The sequence below is a fragment of the Catenovulum sp. 2E275 genome, assembly GCF_025515275.1.
Classification (GTDB): Bacteria; Pseudomonadota; Gammaproteobacteria; order Enterobacterales; family Alteromonadaceae; genus Catenovulum.
The window spans coordinates 102006-122826 of the sequence record NZ_JAOPFU010000003.1; the positions used below are offsets into that span (position 1 = coordinate 102006).

Here is a 20821-nt window from a genome sequence, read left to right on the forward strand (position 1 = left end):
TTGTTTTATAAGTGTGGTTTATCTGTTTTATGTTCAGACTGTTGTTCGGTTTGGGGTTTAGCTTGGTTTTCAGTTGAATTAGCAGTTTCGTCATCATCAAATAAAATTTCAAAGCCTTGGCGATCTAAATCTTCAAACTGATTTTTTTTAACCGCCCAGAAAAATATCGCTATCGCTACCACTACAATGATAATCGCCAGTGGGATGAGGACATAGATTACGCTCATATTTTTAATAACCTCATTGAGTTTATAACAACAATTAACGAACTGGCCGACATGCCAATAACCGCCATCCACGGCGTTAAAATACCAACAACCGCTAACGGTAAAACCAGTAAGTTATAAGCAATAGCCCAGCTAAAATTTTGTTTTATAATTTTGTTGAGCCGCTGCGATTGCTTAATCAATAATACAATTCGATCTAATTGTGAGCCTAATAATACAACATCTGCTTTTTGTTTGCTTAAACTAGAGGCTTCGTTCATCGCTATGCTGACATCTGCTTCGGCTAAAACTAAAGCATCATTAATGCCATCGCCGACCATTGCAACTAAACCATATTCTTGACGTAGCTGTATTAAAGCCTGTGTTTTTTGTTCGGCACTTACCCCCCCCTGATAAGGTAAGTTGAGAGCTTGAGCAACTTGTTTTAGCTGCTCACTGGTATCGCCACTTAAAATACATTGATAAGCCGAAATTTGATTAACACTGGTTAATGCATCTGCTCTGAGTTTATCTTGTAGCCAAATTGCACCAGCAAATTGCTGATCTACAAAAATGTAAATTTGAGCGCCAAGGAAGTGCTGAGCCAATGTTTCTGATGCCATTTGTTCAACCAGCTTATAACTGCCAATCATTATTTTTTTATTGTCAATTTCGGCGCTGAGCCCCATACCGGGTAATACTCTAAATGCGCTCATCTTTGCTGGGATATCTGGTTTTTGAAATGCACTAGCGAGTGGATGGTTCGCTCGAAATTCAAGTTGAGACACCCAATTTAATATCTGAGTTTGGCTAAAATCTTCAGTTAACTGGATTTTGGATAAACTGAATTGACCTGTGGTTAAAGTACCGGTTTTATCAAAAGCAATTGCTTTTAGCTGATAAGCTTGTTCAATTGCATTAGTATTTTGAATTAAAATACCTTTTGTTTTTAGAGCACTGCTACTGGCAGATAAAGCGGTAGGTAAGGCTAAAGATAAAGCACAGGGGCAAGTGGCAACCAATACCGCCACAGCATACCAAAGCCCATTTTCACCCATTAATAATTGCCAGCCGAAAAAGGTGAGGGCAGCGAGCACTAAAACCCCTAATGTGGCTTGTTTTGCAACTTTGTCTGCCGCATTAATAAACCCCGAACGATTTTCACTAATTTGCTCTTGCTGATAAGCTATTTGCGCTAACGTGGTGGCCTTGCCAGATGATGTGACCTGTATTTCAATGCTTTGATCAATCACAATACAACCTGCCAAACAAAGATCATTTTGTAATTTTGATAAAGGTAGGCTTTCACCGGTTAACATGGCTTCTTCAACCATGACAGATTCACTTAATAAAATACCATCCGCAGGAATTGTTTGGCCTTGTTTTACCAGAATAATATCACCTTTAATTAGGCTATTAGCTGATACGGCTTCAAACTGGCCGTTTGGCATTTTTTTATACGCAACCAGGGGCAAAAGTTTTAACATATTAGCTGATAAGCTGGTGGCTTTAGATTTTACCTGATGTTCCAAATAACGGCTGGTCAGCAGTAAAAAAACAAACATGGCGGCAGATTCAAAATAGACCTCGCCAGTTTGGCTAAAAGTGGCGTAACAACTGGCAAAATAAGTCCCTAAAATGGCAATAGCAACGGGAACATCCATATTCAGCATTTTATTTTTAACCGCAATTAAACTAGAGCGAATAATTGGCTGGCTACTGTAGAGCACCACAGGTGTTGTTAACAATAAACTTATCCAGCGAAAAAATTCATCATATTGAGCTTCCAGCACGTCACTATACATTGCAAAAGCCAGCATCATGACTTGCATGGTAAAAAAGCCAGCTACCACCAACTGACGCATAAACTCTTTATTACGTTTTGAATAATAAGATTCTATTTCTGAGAGCTTAAAAGCCGAAGCTTTATAGCCGACTTGTTCGATGGCTTGGAATATTTGGCTGAGCTTGACCGTTGGTGAGTTCCAACTAATTTGTGCACGGGATTGGGTGAGGTTAACGGTAACCTGTGAGATTCCGGCTAACTGTTTTAAGCGTTTTTCAATTAACCATGCGCAAGCGGCGCAGTGCATACCTTCAATGCTCAGGTCAGCCTGAGCTTTATCACCGTGATAACGGACAAATTCAGCCTGAACTGAAGCCTCATCATAGGCCAGATACTCATGGCTAACCAACTCATCACTTAAATTTGCTTTATCTGCGGGTTGTTCCCTAAATTTATAATATTGGCTCAATCCTTCTGCCAAAATCGCATTAGCAACCGCTTGGCAACCAATGCAACAAACTGCCTGTGGTTTTCCCGACACTTCAACACTTAAATCACAATTAGCGGGAATTTTTTCACCGCAATGAAAACACAATTGGCTCATTAAGGCGTAATGATGATTTGATTGGCGTCAGGTAAATGGATATTTTTTTGAATTTTCCATCTTTTATCGTGTGGCTCAAGCGTTAGCTGCCATTTACCAGATAAATCTTTCTCTGGTAATACTGCCGTAAATTTGCCGTCTGCACGGGCAGTGGCCATTAAATTAAAATCTTTAAAGCCTTGAGTGGAGTGATAAAAAGAAATAATTAAGCTGGCTATCTCAGGTGCTTGCTCATTGTGGTTTAAATCTAAAACAATATTGTGTTCGGTAAAATTAACCAATGCAGATAAATTATAGGTTTTTGCGAGTTTTTCGCGGGCAAACTCCTGATTAATACTTTTGCCTTTTTTATAATAATCGTCAACTACCATTTCAACTTTATAGTCGTTGTAGATACTGAGTCTAACGGCGGCTACTAGCATTGGGATCAAGATTATAGCGATTAAAACCCAAGGCCAAGGCTCTTTGTACCAAGGTGAGGTAGATGACTGCATTAATAAAACCTATTTTAAATTTGGTTATAAATGAATGGTTATTATATCGGTTTTTAGGTTGCTTTGAACAGCAAAACAGACGCTTCATAAACAAAAAAGCCCTGCGAGGCAGGGCTTTATATTCAAGCATTAAATAAGTTGTTTATCAATTATTTATCTTGAGAAAGGCTATAAACATAAGCACTGATTAAGTGAACTTTATCTTCGCCTAAAATGTCTTTCCAAGCTGGCATTACACCGTTTCTGCCGTGGGTCAGTGTTTCTTCAATCGCACGAACAGAACCACCATATAACCAAATATCATCAGTTAAGTTAGGTGCACCAAATGGTAAGTTATGGGCAACACTACCTTTACCGTCTGCACCGTGACAAGCTGAACAAACTGCAAATTTAGGTTTAGCCGCGGCTGCCATACTAGCATCAAATTCACGACCAGTTTCGCTTAAACTTAAAATGTACTGAGCCATTTGTTTAACGCCTTGCTCACCTAACGCAGCTACTTGAGCTGGCATTTGAGCGTTACGGCCCAACATAATAGTTTCTTTAATTTTGTCTGGTGTACCGCCGTATAACCAATCATTATCTGTTAGGTTAGGGAAGCCTGTACCACCACGCGCATCAGAACCATGGCATTGTGAACAGTTTTGTAAAAACAGACGTTGGCCAATTTCTAATGCTTCTTCATTGTGGGCTAAAGCGGCAATTTCTTGTGATGAAAATTGTTCAAAAATAGGACCAAATTGTTCATCTGCTGCTTGCACTTCTCTGTCATAAGCAACATGCAAACCATCAGCTAAACCTTGTTCAGTAGCCGCTTTTGATTCAGCTAAAGACGTTACGCCCTGATTTGAACTTTTCCAGTTTAAGAAACCATCGTAATTACCTAAACCTGGGTAAGCTAATAAATAATAGACAGACCAGATTGCTGTTACCCAGAACATTTTTGTCCACCAACCCGGTAATGGGTTGTTAAGCTCTTCAATGCCGTCAAATTCATGACCCATTGATTCGCCTTCTTTGACTCCTGTATAGTTTTTCATGTTCAGGTATAAACAAACAAATACAAAAGCTAAAGTGATTATGGAGAAGATTGAAATCCATAAACTCCAAAAAGTACTCATGTTTTATCCTCTAAATCTCGTTGAACCTGTTTCGCGTTATCGCCGCTTTTCTTTTCATCCAAATCTTCATCATCAAGAATGGAGTTAGCCGCGTCATCAAATCTCTTTTTACTGTGTTTGCTGTATGCCCACCAGATGATGCCAGCAAAAACTAGCATCATAATTATGGTGTAAATACCGCGATAAGTACCGTAATCCATAGTGATTACTTAAATGCTGTACCCAGAGATTGTAAATAAGCAATTAATGCTTCCATCTCTGTTTTACCTTTCACTTGCGCTTTAGCATTAGCAATATCTTCGTCAGTGTAAGGTACATCATAATAATCACGGAATACGGTTAGTTTCTTCTCGATTAATTCACCATCTAAGGTGTTTTCTTCTAACCAAGGGAAACCAGGCATATTTGATTCCGGAACAACGTCTCTAGGGTTAATTAAATGAACTCTGTGCCATTCGTCAGAATAACGACCACCAACACGAGCTAAATCAGGACCTGTACGTTTTGAACCCCATAAAAATGGGTGATCCCATACAGATTCACCAGCTACCGAGTAGTGACCATAACGTTCTGTTTCAGCACGGAAAGGGCGGATCATTTGGCTATGACAACCAACACAACCCTCGCGAATATAAATATCACGACCTTCCATTTGTAATGCTGTTAACGGCTCCATTCCTTGAACAGGTTCATTTGTTTCTTTTAAAAATAATAAAGGTGTAATTTCAACTAACGCACTAAAACTGATAACAACAATAGTTAAAATTGAAAGCAAACCAATATTCTTTTCCAACAATTCGTGTTTATTTGCCATCTAAAAATACTCCTTAAGCGTTTGCTTGTGACAATTTAGCTGAAGATAAACCTTCGTCTGCTGTTTTATCAGAACGAATTGTTTTAATTGTATTGTAAAGCATCAAGATCATGCCTGAAACAACACATAAACCGCCAACCCAACGAATAAAGTGGAATGGGTAAGTTCTGGCTACTACTTCAACAAAGCTATAAGTTAAAGTACCGTCAGCATTAATTTGACGCCACATCATGCCTTGCATTACACCTGAAATCCAAAGCGCAACAATATAAAGCACAACACCAATAGTCGCTAACCAGAAATGGATATTGATTAATTTAATGCTGTACATTCTTTCACGGCCAAATACTTTAGGGATTAAATGATATAAAGAACCAATTGAAATCATAGCAACCCAACCTAAAGCACCAGAGTGAACGTGACCAACTGTCCAGTCAGTATAGTGCGATAAGGCATTAACTGATTTAATTGCCATCATCGGGCCTTCAAACGTAGACATACCGTAGAAAGATAATGAAACAATCATAAAGCGTAAGATAGGATCGGTACGTAGTTTATGCCATGCACCTGATAACGTCATAATACCGTTGATCATCCCACCCCAAGATGGAACAAATAATACAACTGACATCACCATACCTAAAGACTGAGTCCAGTCAGGTAATGCGGTGTAGTGTAAATGGTGAGGGCCAGCCCAAATATAAAGTGCACATAAAGCCCAGAAGTGAACGACTGATAAACGGTAAGAATAAACCGGACGTTCAGCTTGTTTAGGTACAAAATAATACATCATACCTAAGAAGCCAGCCGTTAAGAAGAAACCAACTGCGTTGTGGCCATACCACCATTGCATCATGGCATCGACGGCACCAGAATAAATAGAATATGATTTAGTTAAGCTGACAGGAATCGCCATGCTGTTACCAATATGTAGTACAGCAATTGTAATAATAAAGGCACCGTAGAACCAGTTAGCTACATAAATATGTGAAACGGTACGTTTTACGATAGTACCAAAAAACACAATGGCATACGCAACCCACACAATGGCAATTAATACATCAATCGGCCACTCTAATTCAGCGTATTCTTTAGTGCTGGTTAAACCTAAAGGCAGGGTAATAATCGCTAAAACGATAACCGCTTGCCATCCCCAAAAAGTAAAGTTAGCTAATTTATTACTAAATAAAGCTGCTTTACAGGTACGCTGAACAACATAATATGAAGTTGCAAATAGGGCACAGCCACCAAATGCAAAAATTACAGCGTTAGTATGTACAGGTCTGATACGTGAATAAGTAATCCAAGGTGTATCAAAGTTTAATTCAGGCCAAACCAGCTGAGCAGCGATCAAAACGCCGGCAGACATTCCAATCAGCCCCCAGACAACGGCCATTACCGCAAATTTTTTGACAATGTCAAAATTATAATTCGGAGTTGTAGAACTTGTTGCGCTCATTGTTAAATCATCCAAAGCGAGAAACAAAAAAGTTTTCTCTAAATTTTTGTGTGGTTAAAGTATAGATATTAGCTAAATTTGATTAGAAACTGAACTAATAGAACAAAAACTAAACGATTTAGCCAGCCTATTGCTAAAATCGGGCAAATTGTATGGTTTTTGAAGAAAAAAATACAGTGCACTTTAAAAAAAACATGATTTAAGTCAATATCATCTCATTATTAACCCTGTTGTTTATAAGGCTGAACTTTTTGAAACGTTTTATCCCTGTCATATTAACCTTAGCCGGTTTAATTTTTGTTTTATATTATTCGCAACTTTCCCAAACGCTCTCAACGGACGACAATTTATCTGACTGCCGACCCATGCTACAAAATCAATGTGAAATCAATTTAAGAGAATCTGGTCAGTTAACGGTAAAGGTGACACCTTATCCTTTTCATGCTGAGCAGGAGCATCAAATGCAAATTGACTCAGAATTAAAAGCTGAGTTAAAAAGTGCAGAATTAATCGGAATTGATATGAATATGGGCATCATCCCATTAGCTTTTGAGCAATTATCAGATAATCAAATCCAAATAAAAGTGACTCCGGCGAGTTGTGTTAATCCCAACATGCAGTGGCGATTAAAAATACAAATATTAATTAACCAGCAAAATATATATACATTTATCGATTTTCCGGTTAATCATTAAACAGTTAGTACAAATCTAGCAGGCTTTATTGCTTAATTAGTTGTTAAACAAAATTATTTATGATTGATAATAAAGCCTTTTAACCTCCACACGACTTTAAAAACAAATTGAATCAGGTCTTTAAATTGGATGTTTTTAGCTAAAGTATGATTTTTTATAAAAACAAGGTAAAACGTTTTACTTTTGGTTTTTTTCCGGCTAAGCTATGTAAAAATTTTGGCTAGATTGATATATACCCGTGCTGCATCATATTGGTTTGAAAGGTGCCTACATTCCTTCACCAATCTGTTTTGTATTGAAAACGCTGTGATAGCTCTGAAACATGCATCTTGAAGTAGCACGGGTATTAAACGTTTCAATTTGCCTTGAATGTTAATAATGACGACAGGTTGATTTATGACTACACAATTTGATCCGACAGAACATCCACATCGCAGATATAATCCAATGATCGGCGAATGGGTTTTAGTTTCGCCTCATAGAGCAAAAAGACCTTGGCAGGGACAGTCTGAAACTGTCGATGCCGAGCAAAAGCCAAGTTATGATGAAAAGTGTTATCTATGCTCAGGTAATACCCGTATTAATGGCGAAGTGAATCCTAAATACACATCGACTTTTGTATTTACTAATGATTTTGCTGCGTTAAAAGATGATACGCCAGTTGTCGCTGATGATGATCCTCTATTTAGAATGGCGACTGAGCAGGGTTGTAGTCGAGTGATTTGTTTCTCGCCTGATCATAGCAAAACCTTACCAGAGTTAAGTGTTGCAGAGATTACTGAAGTTGTTAATACATGGCAGGATGAAACCGCTCAATTAGCTAAAACCTATAGCTGGATCCAAGTGTTTGAAAACAAAGGCGCTATGATGGGGTGTTCAAACCCACATCCGCATGGTCAGGTTTGGGCACAAAATCAATTGCCAACGTTAGCCAGTAAAAAATTAAACAGCTTTAAACAATATCAGGCAGAGCAAGGTTCTAATCTGCTAGAAGATTATGTAAAACGTGAAGTTGAGTCTGGTGAAAGAACCGTTTGCATTAATGATGACTGGATTGTTGTGGTGCCTTACTGGGCTGCATGGCCGTTTGAAACTTTATTATTACCGCGTTTTAGTGTTGCCCGTTTAACTGAGTTAAATCAGGCTCAAAAAACGTCTTTAGCCGATATTATTCAACAAATTACCATTCGTTACGACAACTTATTTAACTGCTCATTCCCTTATTCTATGGGCTGGCATGGTGCGCCTTTTGATGGTGAAGCACATAGCGAGTGGACTTTACATGCTCACTTTTTCCCGCCGTTATTACGTTCAGCAACAGTGCGTAAATTTATGGTTGGTTATGAAATGATGGCCGAAGCGCAGCGCGATATTACCCCAGAACAAGCAGCAGATCGACTGAGAGCTGTTTCTAATGTGCACTACAAAGAGAATGTATAAAATGTCGAGACAAGATTTAGTTACCCAAGCTTATCAATCATTTTTTGGTCAGGCACCACAATTAACCTGTCATGCACCAGGTCGTGTTAATTTAATTGGCGAACATACTGATTATAATGGTGGTTTCGTATTTCCTGCTGCTATTAATTTTGGTACAGACATTGCTGCCAGTAGCCGTGACGATCGAACGGTTAATGTAAGAGCTTTAGATTTTGATAATCAATTAGTGAGCTTTTCATTAGACGATATTCAGTTTGATAATACGCATAGTTGGAGCAACTACATTCGTGGTGTTTTAATTGCGTTAATGAAAGATTATCCGCAAATTAAAGGCGCAGACTTTGTTGTTTCTGGCAATGTGCCACAAGGCGCTGGTTTAAGTTCTTCAGCTTCTTTTGAAATTGCAATTTTAAAATGTTTTGCCAGTTTAAACGCTTTACCTTTAGATGGTATTCAAGCTGCACTAAAAGGCCAGCAAGCAGAAAATGAATTTGTTGGCTGCTCGTGTGGAATTATGGATCAGTTGATTTCAGCAATGGGTAAAAAAGATCAAGCTATGTTGCTTGATTGCCGTTCACTTGAAATTAAATACAGTGCACTTCCTGCTGGTTTTAACTTATTTATTGTTAACTCAAATGTTAAACGAGGCTTGGTTGATAGTGAATATAATTTACGGCGCCAACAGTGTGAAGAAGCTGCACAAGTTATGGAATTAGATAGTTTACGTGATGCCGATTTAACTTTGTTAGAAGCAAATAAAGCGAAAATGTCTGATGTGGCTTATTTAAGGGCGCGCCATGTGATTACTGAAAACGAGCGTACTTTAGCAATGTGCGAAGCGTTAAATAAAGGCGAAACCGCAAAAGTGAGTGCGTTAATGCGTGCTTCTCACATGTCGATGAAAAATGACTTTGCCATTACCACTTCTCAAATTGATGAATTAGTTGAAATTATTCATCAGCAATTGGGTGAAGAAGGCGGCGTACGGATGACCGGCGGTGGTTTTGGTGGTTGTGTAGTTGCACTAGTACCAGATCATTTGTTAACTCAGGTACAGCAAGCTGTTGAAACTCAGTATCAGGCTAAAACCGGATTAAAAGAAAGTATTTTTATTTGTACCGCAGAGCAGGGTGCTTTTGCTTAACGCTTTTTAGTTAAAGTTAACTAACCTCAATTCGGTTTAATGAATATGTTTCAAACGGCCTTTTTTCGCGGGTACTGCGTTAAATCCACTTGCAATACGACCCCATGGATGGGGGAGGTAGAGCGACGTCGGAACTAAAGCCGAGACTATCTATTGACGCGTGAATTTGCCTTGTCCGCACAAAAAAATGCTCGTTAGAAACTATGTGGAATTATAAGGTTAAATAATTCAATTAGTTAGAATACACCTTAACCCGAGTTGAGGTTAAGTAAAAGCGAGTTTAGCGTGTTAAAAAAACCGTTATTGAAGCACTGCTCAATAACGGTTTTTTGTTTTTCTGATTTATTATGGGCGATTACGTCTTTATCGCGTTTATATTCCAATAGAGGATATTAATCGCGGGTTTTTAATACCGATTCACGCTTAATTATTGTTGGCGTATATTTGTAAGTTTTGGTTTTATCTTCATTGGTAAATATCCCTTTAGCAGCGTAACTCAAAGCCAACTGTGCAGCTTGTTTCGCCATCATTTCAATCGGATACCTGAGCGTAGTGAGTTTGGGTCGACAATAACGCGACAATAAAACATCGTCATAACCAATAACAGATACATCATCCGGCACTTGAAAACCTTGATCTAACAAAGTGGTCATGGCTCCAGCAGCCATTGCATCGTTATAACCCAGCACAGCAGTAAAATCGACGCCTCGTGTGAGCAAATTACGCATCGCGGTTTCACCCCCTTCCTGATCAGGGCTACTATATTCAATTGCCGAATCAGCAAGTTTTACTCCGGCTTCGGCTAATGCAGTTCTAATCCCCTCTAGTCTTTGATAAGGATCGTCGATTTGGTATTTACTTGATACAACTGCAAATTTTTTGTGACCTAAATTCAGCATGTGTTTTGCCATTAATTGACCACCGGCTATATTATCCAGCCAGACACACTGATGTTTTATCGCCTCAATATAACGGTTAATTAAAATAAAGCCGGGTGTTTGGCTGGCAAATTCAATTAAGGTTTCATCGTCTAATGCTTTACTATGAACCACCATAGCTTCACATCTGTGCTCTAATAAAGTTTCAATGGCTTTTAATTCTGTTTTTGCTTCAATTGAACCTGAACTTAATAGCACTTGTACATTTTTTTCACGCGCTATGGTCTCTATACCATGTGCTAACGTAGCAAAAAACGGGTCGGCCAATTCAGCTAAAACCACTCCTAAAGAAGCACTTTTTTGATTGACCAGCGCACGCGCATTTGCATTAGGGCGATAGCCCATTTCTTTCATTATTTGTTTTATTCTGGCGCGGGTTTCATTGCCAACTTTGGGGCCATCATTAATCACCCGTGAAACAGTTGCCAGTGAAACTCCAGCTGCTTTTGCAATATCTTTTATTGTTGCCATTGATAGCGTTTAACCTTAATTAAGCAATTGAATTAGGGTTTATTTTTAAACTGAATTGAACATTCAGTTTGCCTAATTTTTGAATGTTAACCCAAATAATAGATGGATTCACCGTTTAATCGTCTCTGTTTGTGAAATATTGATTAAAAAGTCATAAAAATACTTCCAATATCAAGGGTAAACGTATAACCTTGTATGGTATATATTGTAATTAAAACCAGCCTAAAGGTGACTCATGAAAATATTAGTAACAGGCGGAGCCGGTTATATTGGCTCGCATACCAGCATTGATTTAATTGAAGCCGGGCATGAGGTTGTGATTGTTGACAACCTAATAAATAGTAAATCTGAAGCGTTAGCCAGAGTCGAAAAAATTTGTGGTCAAGCTGTTACTTTTTATCAGGCTGATATTCGTGATGCAGATGCATTAAATCGAATTTTTAGCGAGCATAAAATTGACTCAGTGATTCATTTTGCAGGGTTAAAAGCCGTTGGTGAATCAACTCAAAAACCACTAGAGTATTATGACAATAATGTAAATGGCTCACGTATCTTAGTTGATTGTATGCTTAAAAATCAGGTTTATAGCCTTATTTTTAGCTCATCAGCAACTGTTTATGGCGATCCAGCCTCAGTGCCTATTTTGGAATCTTTTCCGTTAAGTGCAACTAACCCTTATGGCCGCAGTAAATTAATGGTTGAAGAAATTTTACGTGATGTTACTTACGCCAATGACAAGCTAAGTGTGGTTTTATTAAGGTACTTTAATCCGGTTGGCGCACATAAAAGTGGTTTAATTGGTGAAGATCCTAATGGTATTCCTAATAATTTAATGCCATTTATTGCCCAGGTTGCAGTCGGCAAACGCGAATATTTATCTGTCTTTGGTGATGATTATTCTACAACTGACGGCACAGGTGTACGTGATTATATTCATGTATTAGATTTAGCGCGTGGCCATGTTCAGGCTTTAGAAAAATTATACGATAAACCAGGCACTCACGTATTTAATTTAGGCACCGGCAAAGGCAGCAGCGTATTAGAAATGGTAAAAGCTTTTGAAGCGGCCAGTGGTAAAGCTGTGCCTTATAAAATTGCGCCAAGACGCCCAGGTGACATTGCTCAGTGTTATGCTGATCCAACTTTTGCAGAGCAGCAATTAGGGTTTAAAGCAAAACGAGACGTTAAAGAAATGGCCGAAGATACTTGGCGCTGGCAGTCACAAAACCCAAATGGATATGATAGCTAACTTTTTAAGCCAGCTACAGCCATAACCAACAAGTTAAAACCCTCAATAGTTTACTGTTGAGGGTTTTTATTTTATCTTGTCTGAATAATTTTATAATGATTTAAATAAACAAGTTTAAATCAGGTTTATAGTTAATTTATGGCTCGAAAAAATAACCTACAATACCAACAAATTATTGAAGCCGCTATCTTCGCATCTGATAAACCATTAACAGTTGAGCAATTGCTTGAAACGGTTCTGGCCGAATTTAATTTATCTAAACGTAAAGTCACCGAATTAATTAAACAAATCCAACTTAGTTATGAAATGCATGGCATTGAGCTAGTTAAACTTGCTTCTGGTTATCGTTTTCAAACTCGCTCAACATTAAGCCCGTGGATCAGCTTATTATGGCAAGAAAAAGCCCCCAAATACTCACGCGCTATGTTAGAAACTTTGTCGTTAATTGCTTATAAACAACCGATCACCCGTGGTGAAATTGAAGCGGTTAGAGGCGTGGCAGTCAGCAGCCAAATTATTCGCACTTTACAAGACAGAGGTTGGGTTAAAGTGGTTGGCCATAAAGAAGTTGCGGGCAGGCCCGCTTTATTTGCAACAACCCGATCGTTTTTAGACTATTTTGGGTTACAATGTGTTGAAGATTTACCGGTGCTGCAAAATAGTCTACATACCGAGGCACAATCAAGCCTGAATGGTTTAGCCGGTCAAACTGAAACCCAAATAACTTATCAACCCTTATCAGATTCGGGAGAATCAGATGTCAGAGAAAATTCAGAAAGTATTGGCAAGAGCCGGTAAAGGCTCTCGCCGTGAAATGGAACAGGCTATTGAAGATGGCCGTGTGAGTGTTAACGACAAAGTTGTGCAAATCGGCGAACGCGTTAACGAAAATGATGTTTTAAAACTAGACGGTCACCTTGTCAAAATAAAAGCAGTCGATGACATTCCATGCCGAGTGCTAATTTATCATAAACCGTTAAGTGAAGTTTCAACCCGAAATGATCCACAAGGCCGTAAAACCGTATTTGATCGCTTGCCGCCATTAAAAAACGGACGTTGGGTGTCTGTAGGCCGGCTAGATATTAATACAACCGGTTTAATGTTATTTACAACCGATGGCGAACTGGCTAACCGTTTAATGCATCCAACTCACGAAATTGAGCGCGAATATGCTGTGCGGGTATTTGGTGAAGTTAATGATGCGATTATTCAAAAATTACGAATGGGCATAGAGCTAGACGATGGTCCGGCTAATTTTACCAAAGTGAAATTTCATGGTGGTGAAGGAATTAACCGTTGGTATCATGTCACTTTATCTGAAGGTCGCAACCGTGAAGTTCGCCGGATGTGGGAGTCTCAAGGTGTGCAAGTCAGCCGCTTATCCCGAATTCGTTATGGCGAAATTCAATTGCCTCGTAATCTGCCGCAAGGTGGTTGGGCTGAGCTTGAAATTAAAGACATTAATTATTTGCGTAAATTGGTGCAGTTAAAACCTGTCAGCATGGTTAAAGCGGTGGATGCAAATAATAAAATTAAAAATATTAAAGCGAACCGGATCCGTAAAGCGATTAGAAAATCAGAGCTTAGACAAGCTCGTCCAGCAGAAAAATCTAAACGTAGCCGTAAAAGAGTTTAGTTTTAATAATCTAACACAACATACTCAATAAAGCAGAATTAGCAGTGATTCTGCTTTATTTTTTATCTGTATTTTAAGTTTATCTATATTTCAAGTTATGAAACGTAAATATCAGGCAGACCAAATCTGGGATGCTAATTTATTTAATCAAAACCCCATTTTTAGTGATCTGTCAGCGTGTTTAAATTTGGCTGAATTTAATATTTTTCCAAACTGTAAACAAATTCAGCAAGGCTTATTTAAACCAGAGTTTTCAGATAATCAATATTTAGCACCATATCAATTTATTGCGCAAACAGAAGATTTTGACTGGCAGGGATTAAGCTACGAAAGCCTTATATTTGAACAAAAAACCATACCGACTCGTGTTGCTAACTGGCATGATTTATTTAATGCCTGTATCTGGCATTTATTCCCACAAACTAAAACTTTGCTTAACCATTTGCACATGGCGGATATTGCACAATTTGGTGCCAAACAGAGAACCAAACAACGTGACGCCATTACTTTATTTGACGAGTGTGGAGTTGTAATTGCTTATCAGGATGATGCTCAAAAATTGGCGCTACAAGCACATCTCTGGGTTGATATATTCTGGCAGCAAAGGGCAAGTTGGTTTAAAAAAATCAGGCCATTTATCTTTGGTCATGCGATGTACGAAATGAGTTTAAATCCGTTTGTTGGTTTAACCGCAAAAGCCTATTTTATTAGAGTTGATGAGGCATTTTTTAAGCAAAGCTTGGCTAAACAATATCAGCTTTTAGATGGTTTATTAGCAGCTGATATTAAACACAATCATACCCTAGTTAATAATCGCAGTTTATCGCCGCTACCACTACTTGGAATTCCGGGCTGGAGCGATGAAAATAATCAGCTTAGTTATTATCAGAATACGGATTACTTTAGGCCTAAGCGCCAGCCTAACAATAAAGCCAGTTAATTTTGCTTACCAGCACACAAAATTAACTGGAAACCATCATTATCATCAATATTTAATTGAAACAAACATAGTCTTTGAGTTAAAAGGAATGTGTGTTGTAGAGACACTTGCTTAATTTCATTGCTCGATAAATCAACTGAAACCCGTATTTAAAAGGACGAATAAACTATGAATACAAAAACAATACCACTTATGTTATTTACCATTGTTATGTTATTGGCTGCTTTTGCATTTCAGGTTCAGGCTAAAGAGCGCTTACCAGATGGTGCTAAAACTTTGGTTGAAATTATCAAGATAATCGAAGCCAATGGTTATAAAAATATTACTGAAATTTCATTAGATAATGGTGTTTGGGAAGTTGAAGTGTATAAAGATAACCAAGAGCGAGAATTAAAAATAAACCCAATGACAGGGGAAATTATTTCTGATCGCCAAGACGATTAAACCTATCGCGAAAATGTTAAACCACCTAACAGCCTTTATAGCTATTGCTGATTCAATATTTAAAGCATTAAAGAATTAAAGCTTAGGTGGTTTATTGTCGTTATCTGTTTGTGATGTTTGCTCGTTGCTTTTTGATTCTGTTGGCCAGTCATCTTCTTCCTGATCGTACCCTTGTTTGTTTTTAAATCCTTTTGGAATATTAAAATTGCCTTTGCCATCTAACATAAAAATGGGGCCAATAATAAACGCCAAAACAACAATAATAATTAAAACAATGGTTAAGCTAGACATGATATTGTCCTATGTATTTGGGATAAAAATAATCAAAGGCTTTAAGTATAACATCAGCTAATAAAATATCGTTTTGTTTGAGTAACGAAGCAAAATAATCAGCCGAAAAACTTTGTTGCGCCAGTTTACTTAACGGTTGATAACTAATGTGCCAAGGCTCAGCCGCAACTCCATTTTTAGCTTGAGTAAACGGAAAGATAAAATCAAATTTTTCAGCATTATCAACCAGCCATAAATACATCTGATAATTTTCACCGCCTTTTTGATACTCAGCCTGAGTTAATTTAAGATCGTTAGGGTTTGCATAAGCCTTAAAATCATATACATCAAAGTCACAACCCCAGTGATGGCGACTTGCACCCGGAATTGCACTATAAAAACAAATGCTGTCGGCCAGCTCAAACCCAGATAGCGTCTTAATATCCAGTGGTTTTTCTGATTTATCTAAACAAACCGATAAACCAGAGGCTTTATTATTCCAGATTGTTTTTTGGCGTTCAAACGAGCGAAAACTACTAGCCAGCCGTAAATCAAACCCTGCTTGCTGACTGGCCTGTTGCAGATTTTTAACGGCTTTAGTCGCTGCAATATGCACTAAATGATTTGGGTAAAGCTCAATCAAATGCGATTGAGATTTACCAGTTAATTGCTCGTTGTTAAATGTGAACATAGCTTGAGTTTATTCATCGGTTAATAACGCTTCGAGCATAATCTCGTACATATCAGTTAATTGCTCAATATCGGCTATTTTTACGCACTCATCTACTTTATGAATAGTCGCATTGACCGGACCTAACTCAACCACTTGAGCGCCCGTAGGTGCAATAAAGCGACCGTCAGATGTACCGCCCGTAGTTAATAAAGCCGGTTTATAGCCTGCCACTTTTTCAACTGCTTTATTCGCCGCTTCAACTAAATAACCGCTGTCAGTTAAAAACGGTAATCCATTGTAAGTCCAGTCCAAATCATAATCTAAACCGTGTTTATCTAAGATTGCATGAACTTTTTTTACCAATTCTTGTGCAGTCACTTCGGTTGAATATCTAAAGTTAAATAACACGGTTAATTCGCCCGGCACAACATTCGTTGCCCCTGTTCCGGCATTAATATTTGAAATTTGAAAACTGGTTGGCGGGAAAAATTCATTACCTTTATCCCATTCAATCTGGCTTAATTCAGTTAATGCTGGTGCCGCTAAATGAACTGGGTTTTTTGCTAAATGAGGGTAGGCGACATGCCCTTGAATGCCTTTAACGACCAAATCTCCACTTAAACTACCACGGCGGCCATTTTTAATCACATCACCGACTTTTTCAGTGCTACTTGGTTCACCGACTAATGCCCAAGTAATTTTTTCGTTGCGTGCTTCGAGGGTATCAATCACCCGGGTTGTACCATTAATAAATGGACCTTCTTCATCACTGGTAATTAAAAACGCAATAGAGCCTTTATGATCAGGGTGTTTTTTTACAAACCGTTCAGTCGCAACTAGCATGGCGGCTAAGCTGCCTTTCATATCTGCTGCCCCACGGCCGTGTAAATAACCGTCTAATTCAGTTGGCACAAAAGGTGGTGTTTTCCAAGCACCAACAGGGCCAGTCGGGACAACATCTGTGTGTCCGGCAAAACAAAAAACCGGATCTTGTGAGCCTTTTCTAGCCCACATATTGGTTGTGTCTTCAAACACCATTGATTCAATATTAAAGCCTGCATCAGCTAATCGCTGAGCCATTAAATCCTGACAGCCTGCATCTTCTGGGGTAACAGATTGACGCTGAATTAAATCTTTTAATAAATTAATTACTTCACTCATATCAAACTCACTTTCAGACTTATTCAGCAAAAATGCTTTGCCATTGTTTATCGTTAAATCCAACAAATAACGCTGTGCCATTTTCGACCAAAGGGCGTTTTATTAACGTTGGATTTTCAGTCAACAAACCCGCTACCGTATCAGCATTTAAATTGTTTTTTTGCTCATCACTGAGTTGACGAAAACTGGTACTGCGTTTATTTAATACCGTTTCCCAGTCTAGTTTACTAATCCAATCTTCAACTTGTGATTGTTGTAATCCATCTTCACGAAAATCATGAAAGCGATAGTTTATATTGTGTTGCTCTAACCATTTTCTGGCTTTTTTGACCGTATCACAATTTTTAATACCGTATAAGGTAATCATAAATAAACCTATTTTTTTATCGTAAAAACAATATCTTCTGTTGCCTTGACAGAATGATAATAAGGAATAAGCTCAAAATTTTGAGTTAAATTGGCAACCCCGATAAAAGATTGCAATGATTCAAGCCGGTTATTTAATAAAGGTAAATTATATTCAAATAACAACTCACCCTGCGTTACTTTTTGTCCGGCGTTTTTAAATTGAACAAAACTCTGAGCCATTAAGATGGGGGTATTTATGCCAAACTCAATATGAATTAACAACCCAGAGCTATGTTTCAGCCTAAGTTGGTGACAGGTTTTTGGAAAATAAACGATTTCGCCATCAATCGGACTAAAAAACTGGCTGCTTAATGGATTAAAACAAACCCCCAACCCTAAAAATCCATCTTTTATAATAGCCGTTGGATGCGTATCTAATCCGGTAATTTTACTATTGCAGGGCGCATATACGTTTAACTCAAATTGCACTGTTTTATGATGCTGATTTTGGCTTGTCACTATAACTCATTCGGATTGTTCAGTTAGGGTTATTTTACCGAAAAAGCCGTTTGTTGTGAATTGTGAATAAGCTTTAGATATTCAGTTTAAATTAACTGAATTCAAACCTAAAACAAGGCTTAATTAAGCGGATAATCTCAGGTAATAATCAGTTTTTACCGATTTATGCCAGTATTCCACAAAATCTGTAGATAAGTCTGTTGAATAGCCAGTGGGTAATGGTTAAGTTGATGATTTTTAATGTTTATTTTTCTGGTTGTTTTTTGTTCGGTTTTTGTTTTTATAGCGGATTAAAGTGCGTTACAAATTATTTTAGGTGTCACTTTTAGCTGTGAGTGAATAAAAATAAGTTTATTTTAATGTTTTAGTTAATCAATATAAAACAGTGTGGATTTGGTTATCCACACCTTGTGAATAACCCTTGTTTCGCCTGTTAAAATATGAATAAGGGTTATCAACCTTAAACTTATTTTATTTAACTAATGCTGTGAATTATCAACTTAATGACTTTCCTGTTATTAACTCGGCTGAATCAAACTGAAAAACAGTATTTTTGTTCACTTTTTATCATCATATTAGTTTTATCCTGTGAGTAAGTTTTAAGATGGACGCATTTTTAGTTTAATTTATCATCCAATTTTAAACTAAATTGGTCGTTTTATGCGTTTAATTGAATAATCCACAAAAACTGTAGATAAGTATGTGAATGAGTAGGTGGGTAAGTTTTAAGTTTATGATTTTAAATTAAATAAAATTAGATCAAAATTTGATCAGCCACTTATTTCCTCTATTTTAAACGTCTTTTTTCTGTTTGGATAAACAGTGCTTTGCTCGTTTTATTTTAAGTTTAGGTATAGGTTGAACAACTTATTTAGTTTGCTTTTTGAACTGTTTAAAAATAAACCTAAATTTAACTCAGGCTGAGTGAAAATACAGCATTAATGCTGTTTGCATTTGGTTTTATTTGGTTTATCCACTAAGTTTGTGGATATCCTTGTTGATTGTAAAAGTTTATATTTTTAAGTTGTTGTTATTAAACAATAAAAAAATAAAGCTAAAAAATAACCAACTCTATTTTTGAACCTGATAGTGATTAATTTAAACCTTAAAATACAACTAAATATAAATAACTTAACTCAAACGCTTGCTATTTATATTAAGTGGCTTGATTAGCACTTAACCCTGAATATTGAGTTGTGGTAAGCTGTATCAATTGTGATTTATTTTAAAAGAGAACCGGAATGGAATTTTTATACGAATATGGTTTGTTTTTAGCAAAAACCATCACCTTTATAATTGCATTTGTTATTATTTTGGCTTTAGCTGCCAGTGCTAAAAAAGGTAAGTCTGGTAAAAAAGGCGAATTAGAAGTAACGAATCTAACAGAGCGTTTTAATCAAACTAAATCGGCTTTAGAAAACGAATTACTTGATAAAGAAGCGCTTAAATTAAAGGAAAAGCAAGATAAAGCGCAGGCTAAATCAAAAGCCAAAGAAGAAAAACAAAAAGCCAAAGCGGCAGCTAAACAAAAAAGTGATGAATCAACAAACCAAGCTCAAAAACGTGTTTTTGTCATTGACTTTAAAGGTAGCGTAGATGCACATGAAGTTGACGGACTGCGTGAAGAAATTTCAGCTGTTTTAGCGGTAGCGACCCCTGCGGATGAGGTTTTAATTAAGCTGGAAAGTGGCGGCGGTGTTGTCCATGGTTATGGATTAGCAGCATCACAACTAGCACGAATTAAGGCAAAACAAATCCCGTTAACGATTGCTATTGATAAAGTGGCAGCAAGTGGCGGTTATATGATGGCTTGTGTCGCCGATAAAATTATTAGTGCGCCTTTTGCGATTGTGGGTTCAATAGGTGTGATTGCTCAACTGCCTAACTTTAATAAAGTTTTAAAGAACAATAATATTGAATTTGAACAAATTACCGCTGGCGAATTTAAACGAACTTTAACTATGTTCGGTGAAAACACAGATAAAGCCCGTGAAAAATTTAAATCTGAACTGGAAGAAATTCATCATTTATTTGTCGCTCATATCAGTGAGTTTAGAAACGAATTGAATGTAGAAAAAGTGGCAACCGGTGAACATTGGATGGGATCTCAAGCATTATCACTTGGTTTGGTCGATGAATTAAAAACCAGTGATGATTATATTTTTGAGCAGGTTGCCGATACTCAAGTCTTTCAAATTAAATATAAAATTAATAAAGGGGTAATGGATAAACTGCCATTTGCAGCCAGCAGCACAATTGAAAACATATTCATGCGTTTATATAACAAAGTGTCAGAACTTAAATTCCGCTAGTTTCCTTTTCTTTAATATTGTTTTAAAACAATACCGCGCAGACCTGAGCTATAATTAGGCCTGCGCACTATTTTTCAACCTTTCTCAATCGTATCTC

22 protein-coding genes are annotated in these 20821 nt (G+C 37.5%); 9 read left to right on the forward strand and 13 right to left on the reverse strand.

What is annotated here, in order from left to right:
• Positions 1-5 precede the first annotated feature (5 nt).
• The 7 genes from ccoS to ccoN form a co-directional block, all read right to left on the reverse strand.
• Entirely contained in the window at positions 6-227 is a 222-nt protein-coding gene (gene ccoS, locus N7931_RS02685) for a cbb3-type cytochrome oxidase assembly protein CcoS (protein WP_262791746.1), read from the reverse strand.
• Positions 224-2596, reverse strand: coding sequence for a heavy metal translocating P-type ATPase (locus N7931_RS02690; protein ID WP_262791747.1), 2373 nt, complete (start codon positions 2594-2596; stop codon positions 224-226). Before N7931_RS02690 ends, ccoS begins: the two co-directional genes overlap by 4 nt.
• Complete coding sequence (locus N7931_RS02695) at positions 2596-3090, reverse strand: FixH family protein (protein WP_262791749.1); 495 nt, start codon at positions 3088-3090, stop codon at positions 2596-2598. The genes N7931_RS02690 and N7931_RS02695 overlap by 1 nt, the downstream gene beginning before the upstream one ends.
• A gap of 149 nt (positions 3091-3239) precedes the next feature.
• A complete protein-coding gene (gene ccoP, locus N7931_RS02700) occupies positions 3240-4211 on the reverse strand; it encodes a cytochrome-c oxidase, cbb3-type subunit III (RefSeq protein WP_262791750.1) in 972 nt (323 codons plus the stop codon).
• Positions 4208-4411 (reverse strand): cbb3-type cytochrome oxidase subunit 3, encoded by a 204-nt coding sequence (locus N7931_RS02705; protein ID WP_262791752.1) that lies wholly within the window; start codon positions 4409-4411, stop codon positions 4208-4210. Before N7931_RS02705 ends, ccoP begins: the two co-directional genes overlap by 4 nt.
• A 5-nt stretch (positions 4412-4416) precedes the next feature.
• Entirely contained in the window at positions 4417-5025 is a 609-nt protein-coding gene (ccoO, locus tag N7931_RS02710; RefSeq protein ID WP_262791754.1) for a cytochrome-c oxidase, cbb3-type subunit II, read from the reverse strand.
• Between the two features lie 13 nt (positions 5026-5038).
• Positions 5039-6484, reverse strand: a complete 1446-nt coding sequence (gene ccoN / locus N7931_RS02715) for a cytochrome-c oxidase, cbb3-type subunit I (protein WP_262791755.1) — start codon at positions 6482-6484, stop codon at positions 5039-5041.
• 251 nt (positions 6485-6735) lie between these two features.
• On the opposite strand from ccoN, the gene N7931_RS02720 reads away from it, so the two are divergent.
• The 3 genes from N7931_RS02720 to galK all read left to right on the forward strand — a co-directional run bounded on the left by N7931_RS02720 (position 6736) and on the right by galK (position 9763).
• Positions 6736-7179, forward strand: a complete 444-nt coding sequence (locus N7931_RS02720; RefSeq protein WP_262791756.1) for a hypothetical protein — start codon at positions 6736-6738, stop codon at positions 7177-7179.
• Between the two features lie 396 nt (positions 7180-7575).
• Complete coding sequence (locus tag N7931_RS02725; protein WP_262791757.1) at positions 7576-8619, forward strand: UDP-glucose--hexose-1-phosphate uridylyltransferase; 1044 nt, start codon at positions 7576-7578, stop codon at positions 8617-8619.
• 1 nt (position 8620) lies between these two features.
• Complete coding sequence (galK, locus tag N7931_RS02730; protein WP_262791758.1) at positions 8621-9763, forward strand: galactokinase; 1143 nt, start codon at positions 8621-8623, stop codon at positions 9761-9763.
• A gap of 392 nt (positions 9764-10155) precedes the next feature.
• Here the strand turns inward: galK and N7931_RS02735 are convergent, their stop codons facing one another.
• Positions 10156-11172, reverse strand: coding sequence for a LacI family DNA-binding transcriptional regulator (locus N7931_RS02735; RefSeq protein ID WP_262791759.1), 1017 nt, complete (start codon positions 11170-11172; stop codon positions 10156-10158).
• A 235-nt stretch (positions 11173-11407) separates the two neighbouring features.
• On the opposite strand from N7931_RS02735, the gene galE reads away from it, so the two are divergent.
• From galE to N7931_RS02760, 5 genes are all read left to right on the forward strand, one after another.
• Positions 11408-12421, forward strand: coding sequence for a UDP-glucose 4-epimerase GalE (gene galE / locus N7931_RS02740; protein WP_262791760.1), 1014 nt, complete (start codon positions 11408-11410; stop codon positions 12419-12421).
• Between the two features lie 138 nt (positions 12422-12559).
• Positions 12560-13219: an SMC-Scp complex subunit ScpB gene (scpB, locus tag N7931_RS02745; protein ID WP_262791761.1), complete on the forward strand. Its 660-nt coding sequence runs from the start codon at positions 12560-12562 to the stop codon at positions 13217-13219.
• Positions 13179-14057, forward strand: coding sequence for a 23S rRNA pseudouridine(2605) synthase RluB (gene rluB, locus N7931_RS02750; RefSeq protein ID WP_262791763.1), 879 nt, complete (start codon positions 13179-13181; stop codon positions 14055-14057). The genes scpB and rluB overlap by 41 nt, the downstream gene beginning before the upstream one ends.
• Positions 14058-14154: 97 nt before the next feature.
• On the forward strand, positions 14155-14997 hold the full coding sequence (locus N7931_RS02755; protein ID WP_262791765.1) for a DUF3025 domain-containing protein: 843 nt from the start codon (positions 14155-14157) through the stop codon (positions 14995-14997).
• A 168-nt stretch (positions 14998-15165) separates the two neighbouring features.
• Positions 15166-15441, forward strand: a complete 276-nt coding sequence (locus tag N7931_RS02760) for a PepSY domain-containing protein (protein WP_262791766.1) — start codon at positions 15166-15168, stop codon at positions 15439-15441.
• A gap of 75 nt (positions 15442-15516) precedes the next feature.
• Here N7931_RS02760 and N7931_RS02765 read toward each other — a convergent pair whose 3' ends face one another.
• From N7931_RS02765 to N7931_RS02785, 5 genes are read right to left on the reverse strand one after another with little or no spacing between them, the layout of a single operon-like run.
• Complete coding sequence (locus N7931_RS02765) at positions 15517-15732, reverse strand: DUF2897 family protein (protein WP_262791767.1); 216 nt, start codon at positions 15730-15732, stop codon at positions 15517-15519.
• On the reverse strand, positions 15725-16402 hold the full coding sequence (locus tag N7931_RS02770) for a M15 family metallopeptidase (RefSeq protein WP_262791768.1): 678 nt from the start codon (positions 16400-16402) through the stop codon (positions 15725-15727). Before N7931_RS02770 ends, N7931_RS02765 begins: the two co-directional genes overlap by 8 nt.
• Before the next feature lie 9 nt (positions 16403-16411).
• A complete protein-coding gene (dapE, locus tag N7931_RS02775; RefSeq protein WP_262791930.1) occupies positions 16412-17545 on the reverse strand; it encodes a succinyl-diaminopimelate desuccinylase in 1134 nt (377 codons plus the stop codon).
• Positions 17546-17564: 19 nt separating this feature from the next.
• Complete coding sequence (locus N7931_RS02780; RefSeq protein WP_262791770.1) at positions 17565-17912, reverse strand: ArsC family reductase; 348 nt, start codon at positions 17910-17912, stop codon at positions 17565-17567.
• An 8-nt stretch (positions 17913-17920) separates the two neighbouring features.
• Positions 17921-18412 (reverse strand): PTS glucose transporter subunit IIA, encoded by a 492-nt coding sequence (locus tag N7931_RS02785; RefSeq protein ID WP_262791772.1) that lies wholly within the window; start codon positions 18410-18412, stop codon positions 17921-17923.
• A 1241-nt stretch (positions 18413-19653) separates the two neighbouring features.
• On the opposite strand from N7931_RS02785, the gene sohB reads away from it, so the two are divergent.
• Positions 19654-20724, forward strand: coding sequence for a protease SohB (gene sohB, locus N7931_RS02790; RefSeq protein ID WP_262791773.1), 1071 nt, complete (start codon positions 19654-19656; stop codon positions 20722-20724).
• The last annotated feature ends 97 nt before the right edge of the window (positions 20725-20821 follow it).

Bases quoted from the DNA above. Each gene is read 5' to 3' on its own strand.
- ccoS (WP_262791746.1), bottom strand. From the start codon at position 227: ATGAGCGTAATCTATGTCCTCATCCCACTGGCGATTATCATTGTAGTG.
- N7931_RS02695 (WP_262791749.1), bottom strand. From the start codon at position 3,090: ATGCAGTCATCTACCTCACCTTGGTACAAAGAGCCTTGGCCTTGGGTT.
- N7931_RS02690 (WP_262791747.1), bottom strand. From the start codon at position 2,596: ATGAGCCAATTGTGTTTTCATTGCGGTGAAAAAATTCCCGCTAATTGT.
- dapE (WP_262791930.1), bottom strand. From the start codon at position 17,545: ATGAGTGAAGTAATTAATTTATTAAAAGATTTAATTCAGCGTCAATCT.
- ccoO (WP_262791754.1), bottom strand. From the start codon at position 5,025: ATGGCAAATAAACACGAATTGTTGGAAAAGAATATTGGTTTGCTTTCA.
- N7931_RS02705 (WP_262791752.1), bottom strand. From the start codon at position 4,411: ATGGATTACGGTACTTATCGCGGTATTTACACCATAATTATGATGCTA.
- ccoN (WP_262791755.1), bottom strand. From the start codon at position 6,484: ATGAGCGCAACAAGTTCTACAACTCCGAATTATAATTTTGACATTGTC.
- galK (WP_262791758.1), top strand. From the start codon at position 8,621: ATGTCGAGACAAGATTTAGTTACCCAAGCTTATCAATCATTTTTTGGT.
- galE (WP_262791760.1), top strand. From the start codon at position 11,408: ATGAAAATATTAGTAACAGGCGGAGCCGGTTATATTGGCTCGCATACC.
- sohB (WP_262791773.1), top strand. From the start codon at position 19,654: ATGGAATTTTTATACGAATATGGTTTGTTTTTAGCAAAAACCATCACC.
- N7931_RS02760 (WP_262791766.1), top strand. From the start codon at position 15,166: ATGAATACAAAAACAATACCACTTATGTTATTTACCATTGTTATGTTA.
- N7931_RS02780 (WP_262791770.1), bottom strand. From the start codon at position 17,912: ATGATTACCTTATACGGTATTAAAAATTGTGATACGGTCAAAAAAGCC.
- N7931_RS02735 (WP_262791759.1), bottom strand. From the start codon at position 11,172: ATGGCAACAATAAAAGATATTGCAAAAGCAGCTGGAGTTTCACTGGCA.
- N7931_RS02770 (WP_262791768.1), bottom strand. From the start codon at position 16,402: ATGTTCACATTTAACAACGAGCAATTAACTGGTAAATCTCAATCGCAT.
- scpB (WP_262791761.1), top strand. From the start codon at position 12,560: ATGGCTCGAAAAAATAACCTACAATACCAACAAATTATTGAAGCCGCT.
- ccoP (WP_262791750.1), bottom strand. From the start codon at position 4,211: ATGAGTACTTTTTGGAGTTTATGGATTTCAATCTTCTCCATAATCACT.
- N7931_RS02755 (WP_262791765.1), top strand. From the start codon at position 14,155: ATGAAACGTAAATATCAGGCAGACCAAATCTGGGATGCTAATTTATTT.
- rluB (WP_262791763.1), top strand. From the start codon at position 13,179: ATGTCAGAGAAAATTCAGAAAGTATTGGCAAGAGCCGGTAAAGGCTCT.
- N7931_RS02725 (WP_262791757.1), top strand. From the start codon at position 7,576: ATGACTACACAATTTGATCCGACAGAACATCCACATCGCAGATATAAT.
- N7931_RS02765 (WP_262791767.1), bottom strand. From the start codon at position 15,732: ATGTCTAGCTTAACCATTGTTTTAATTATTATTGTTGTTTTGGCGTTT.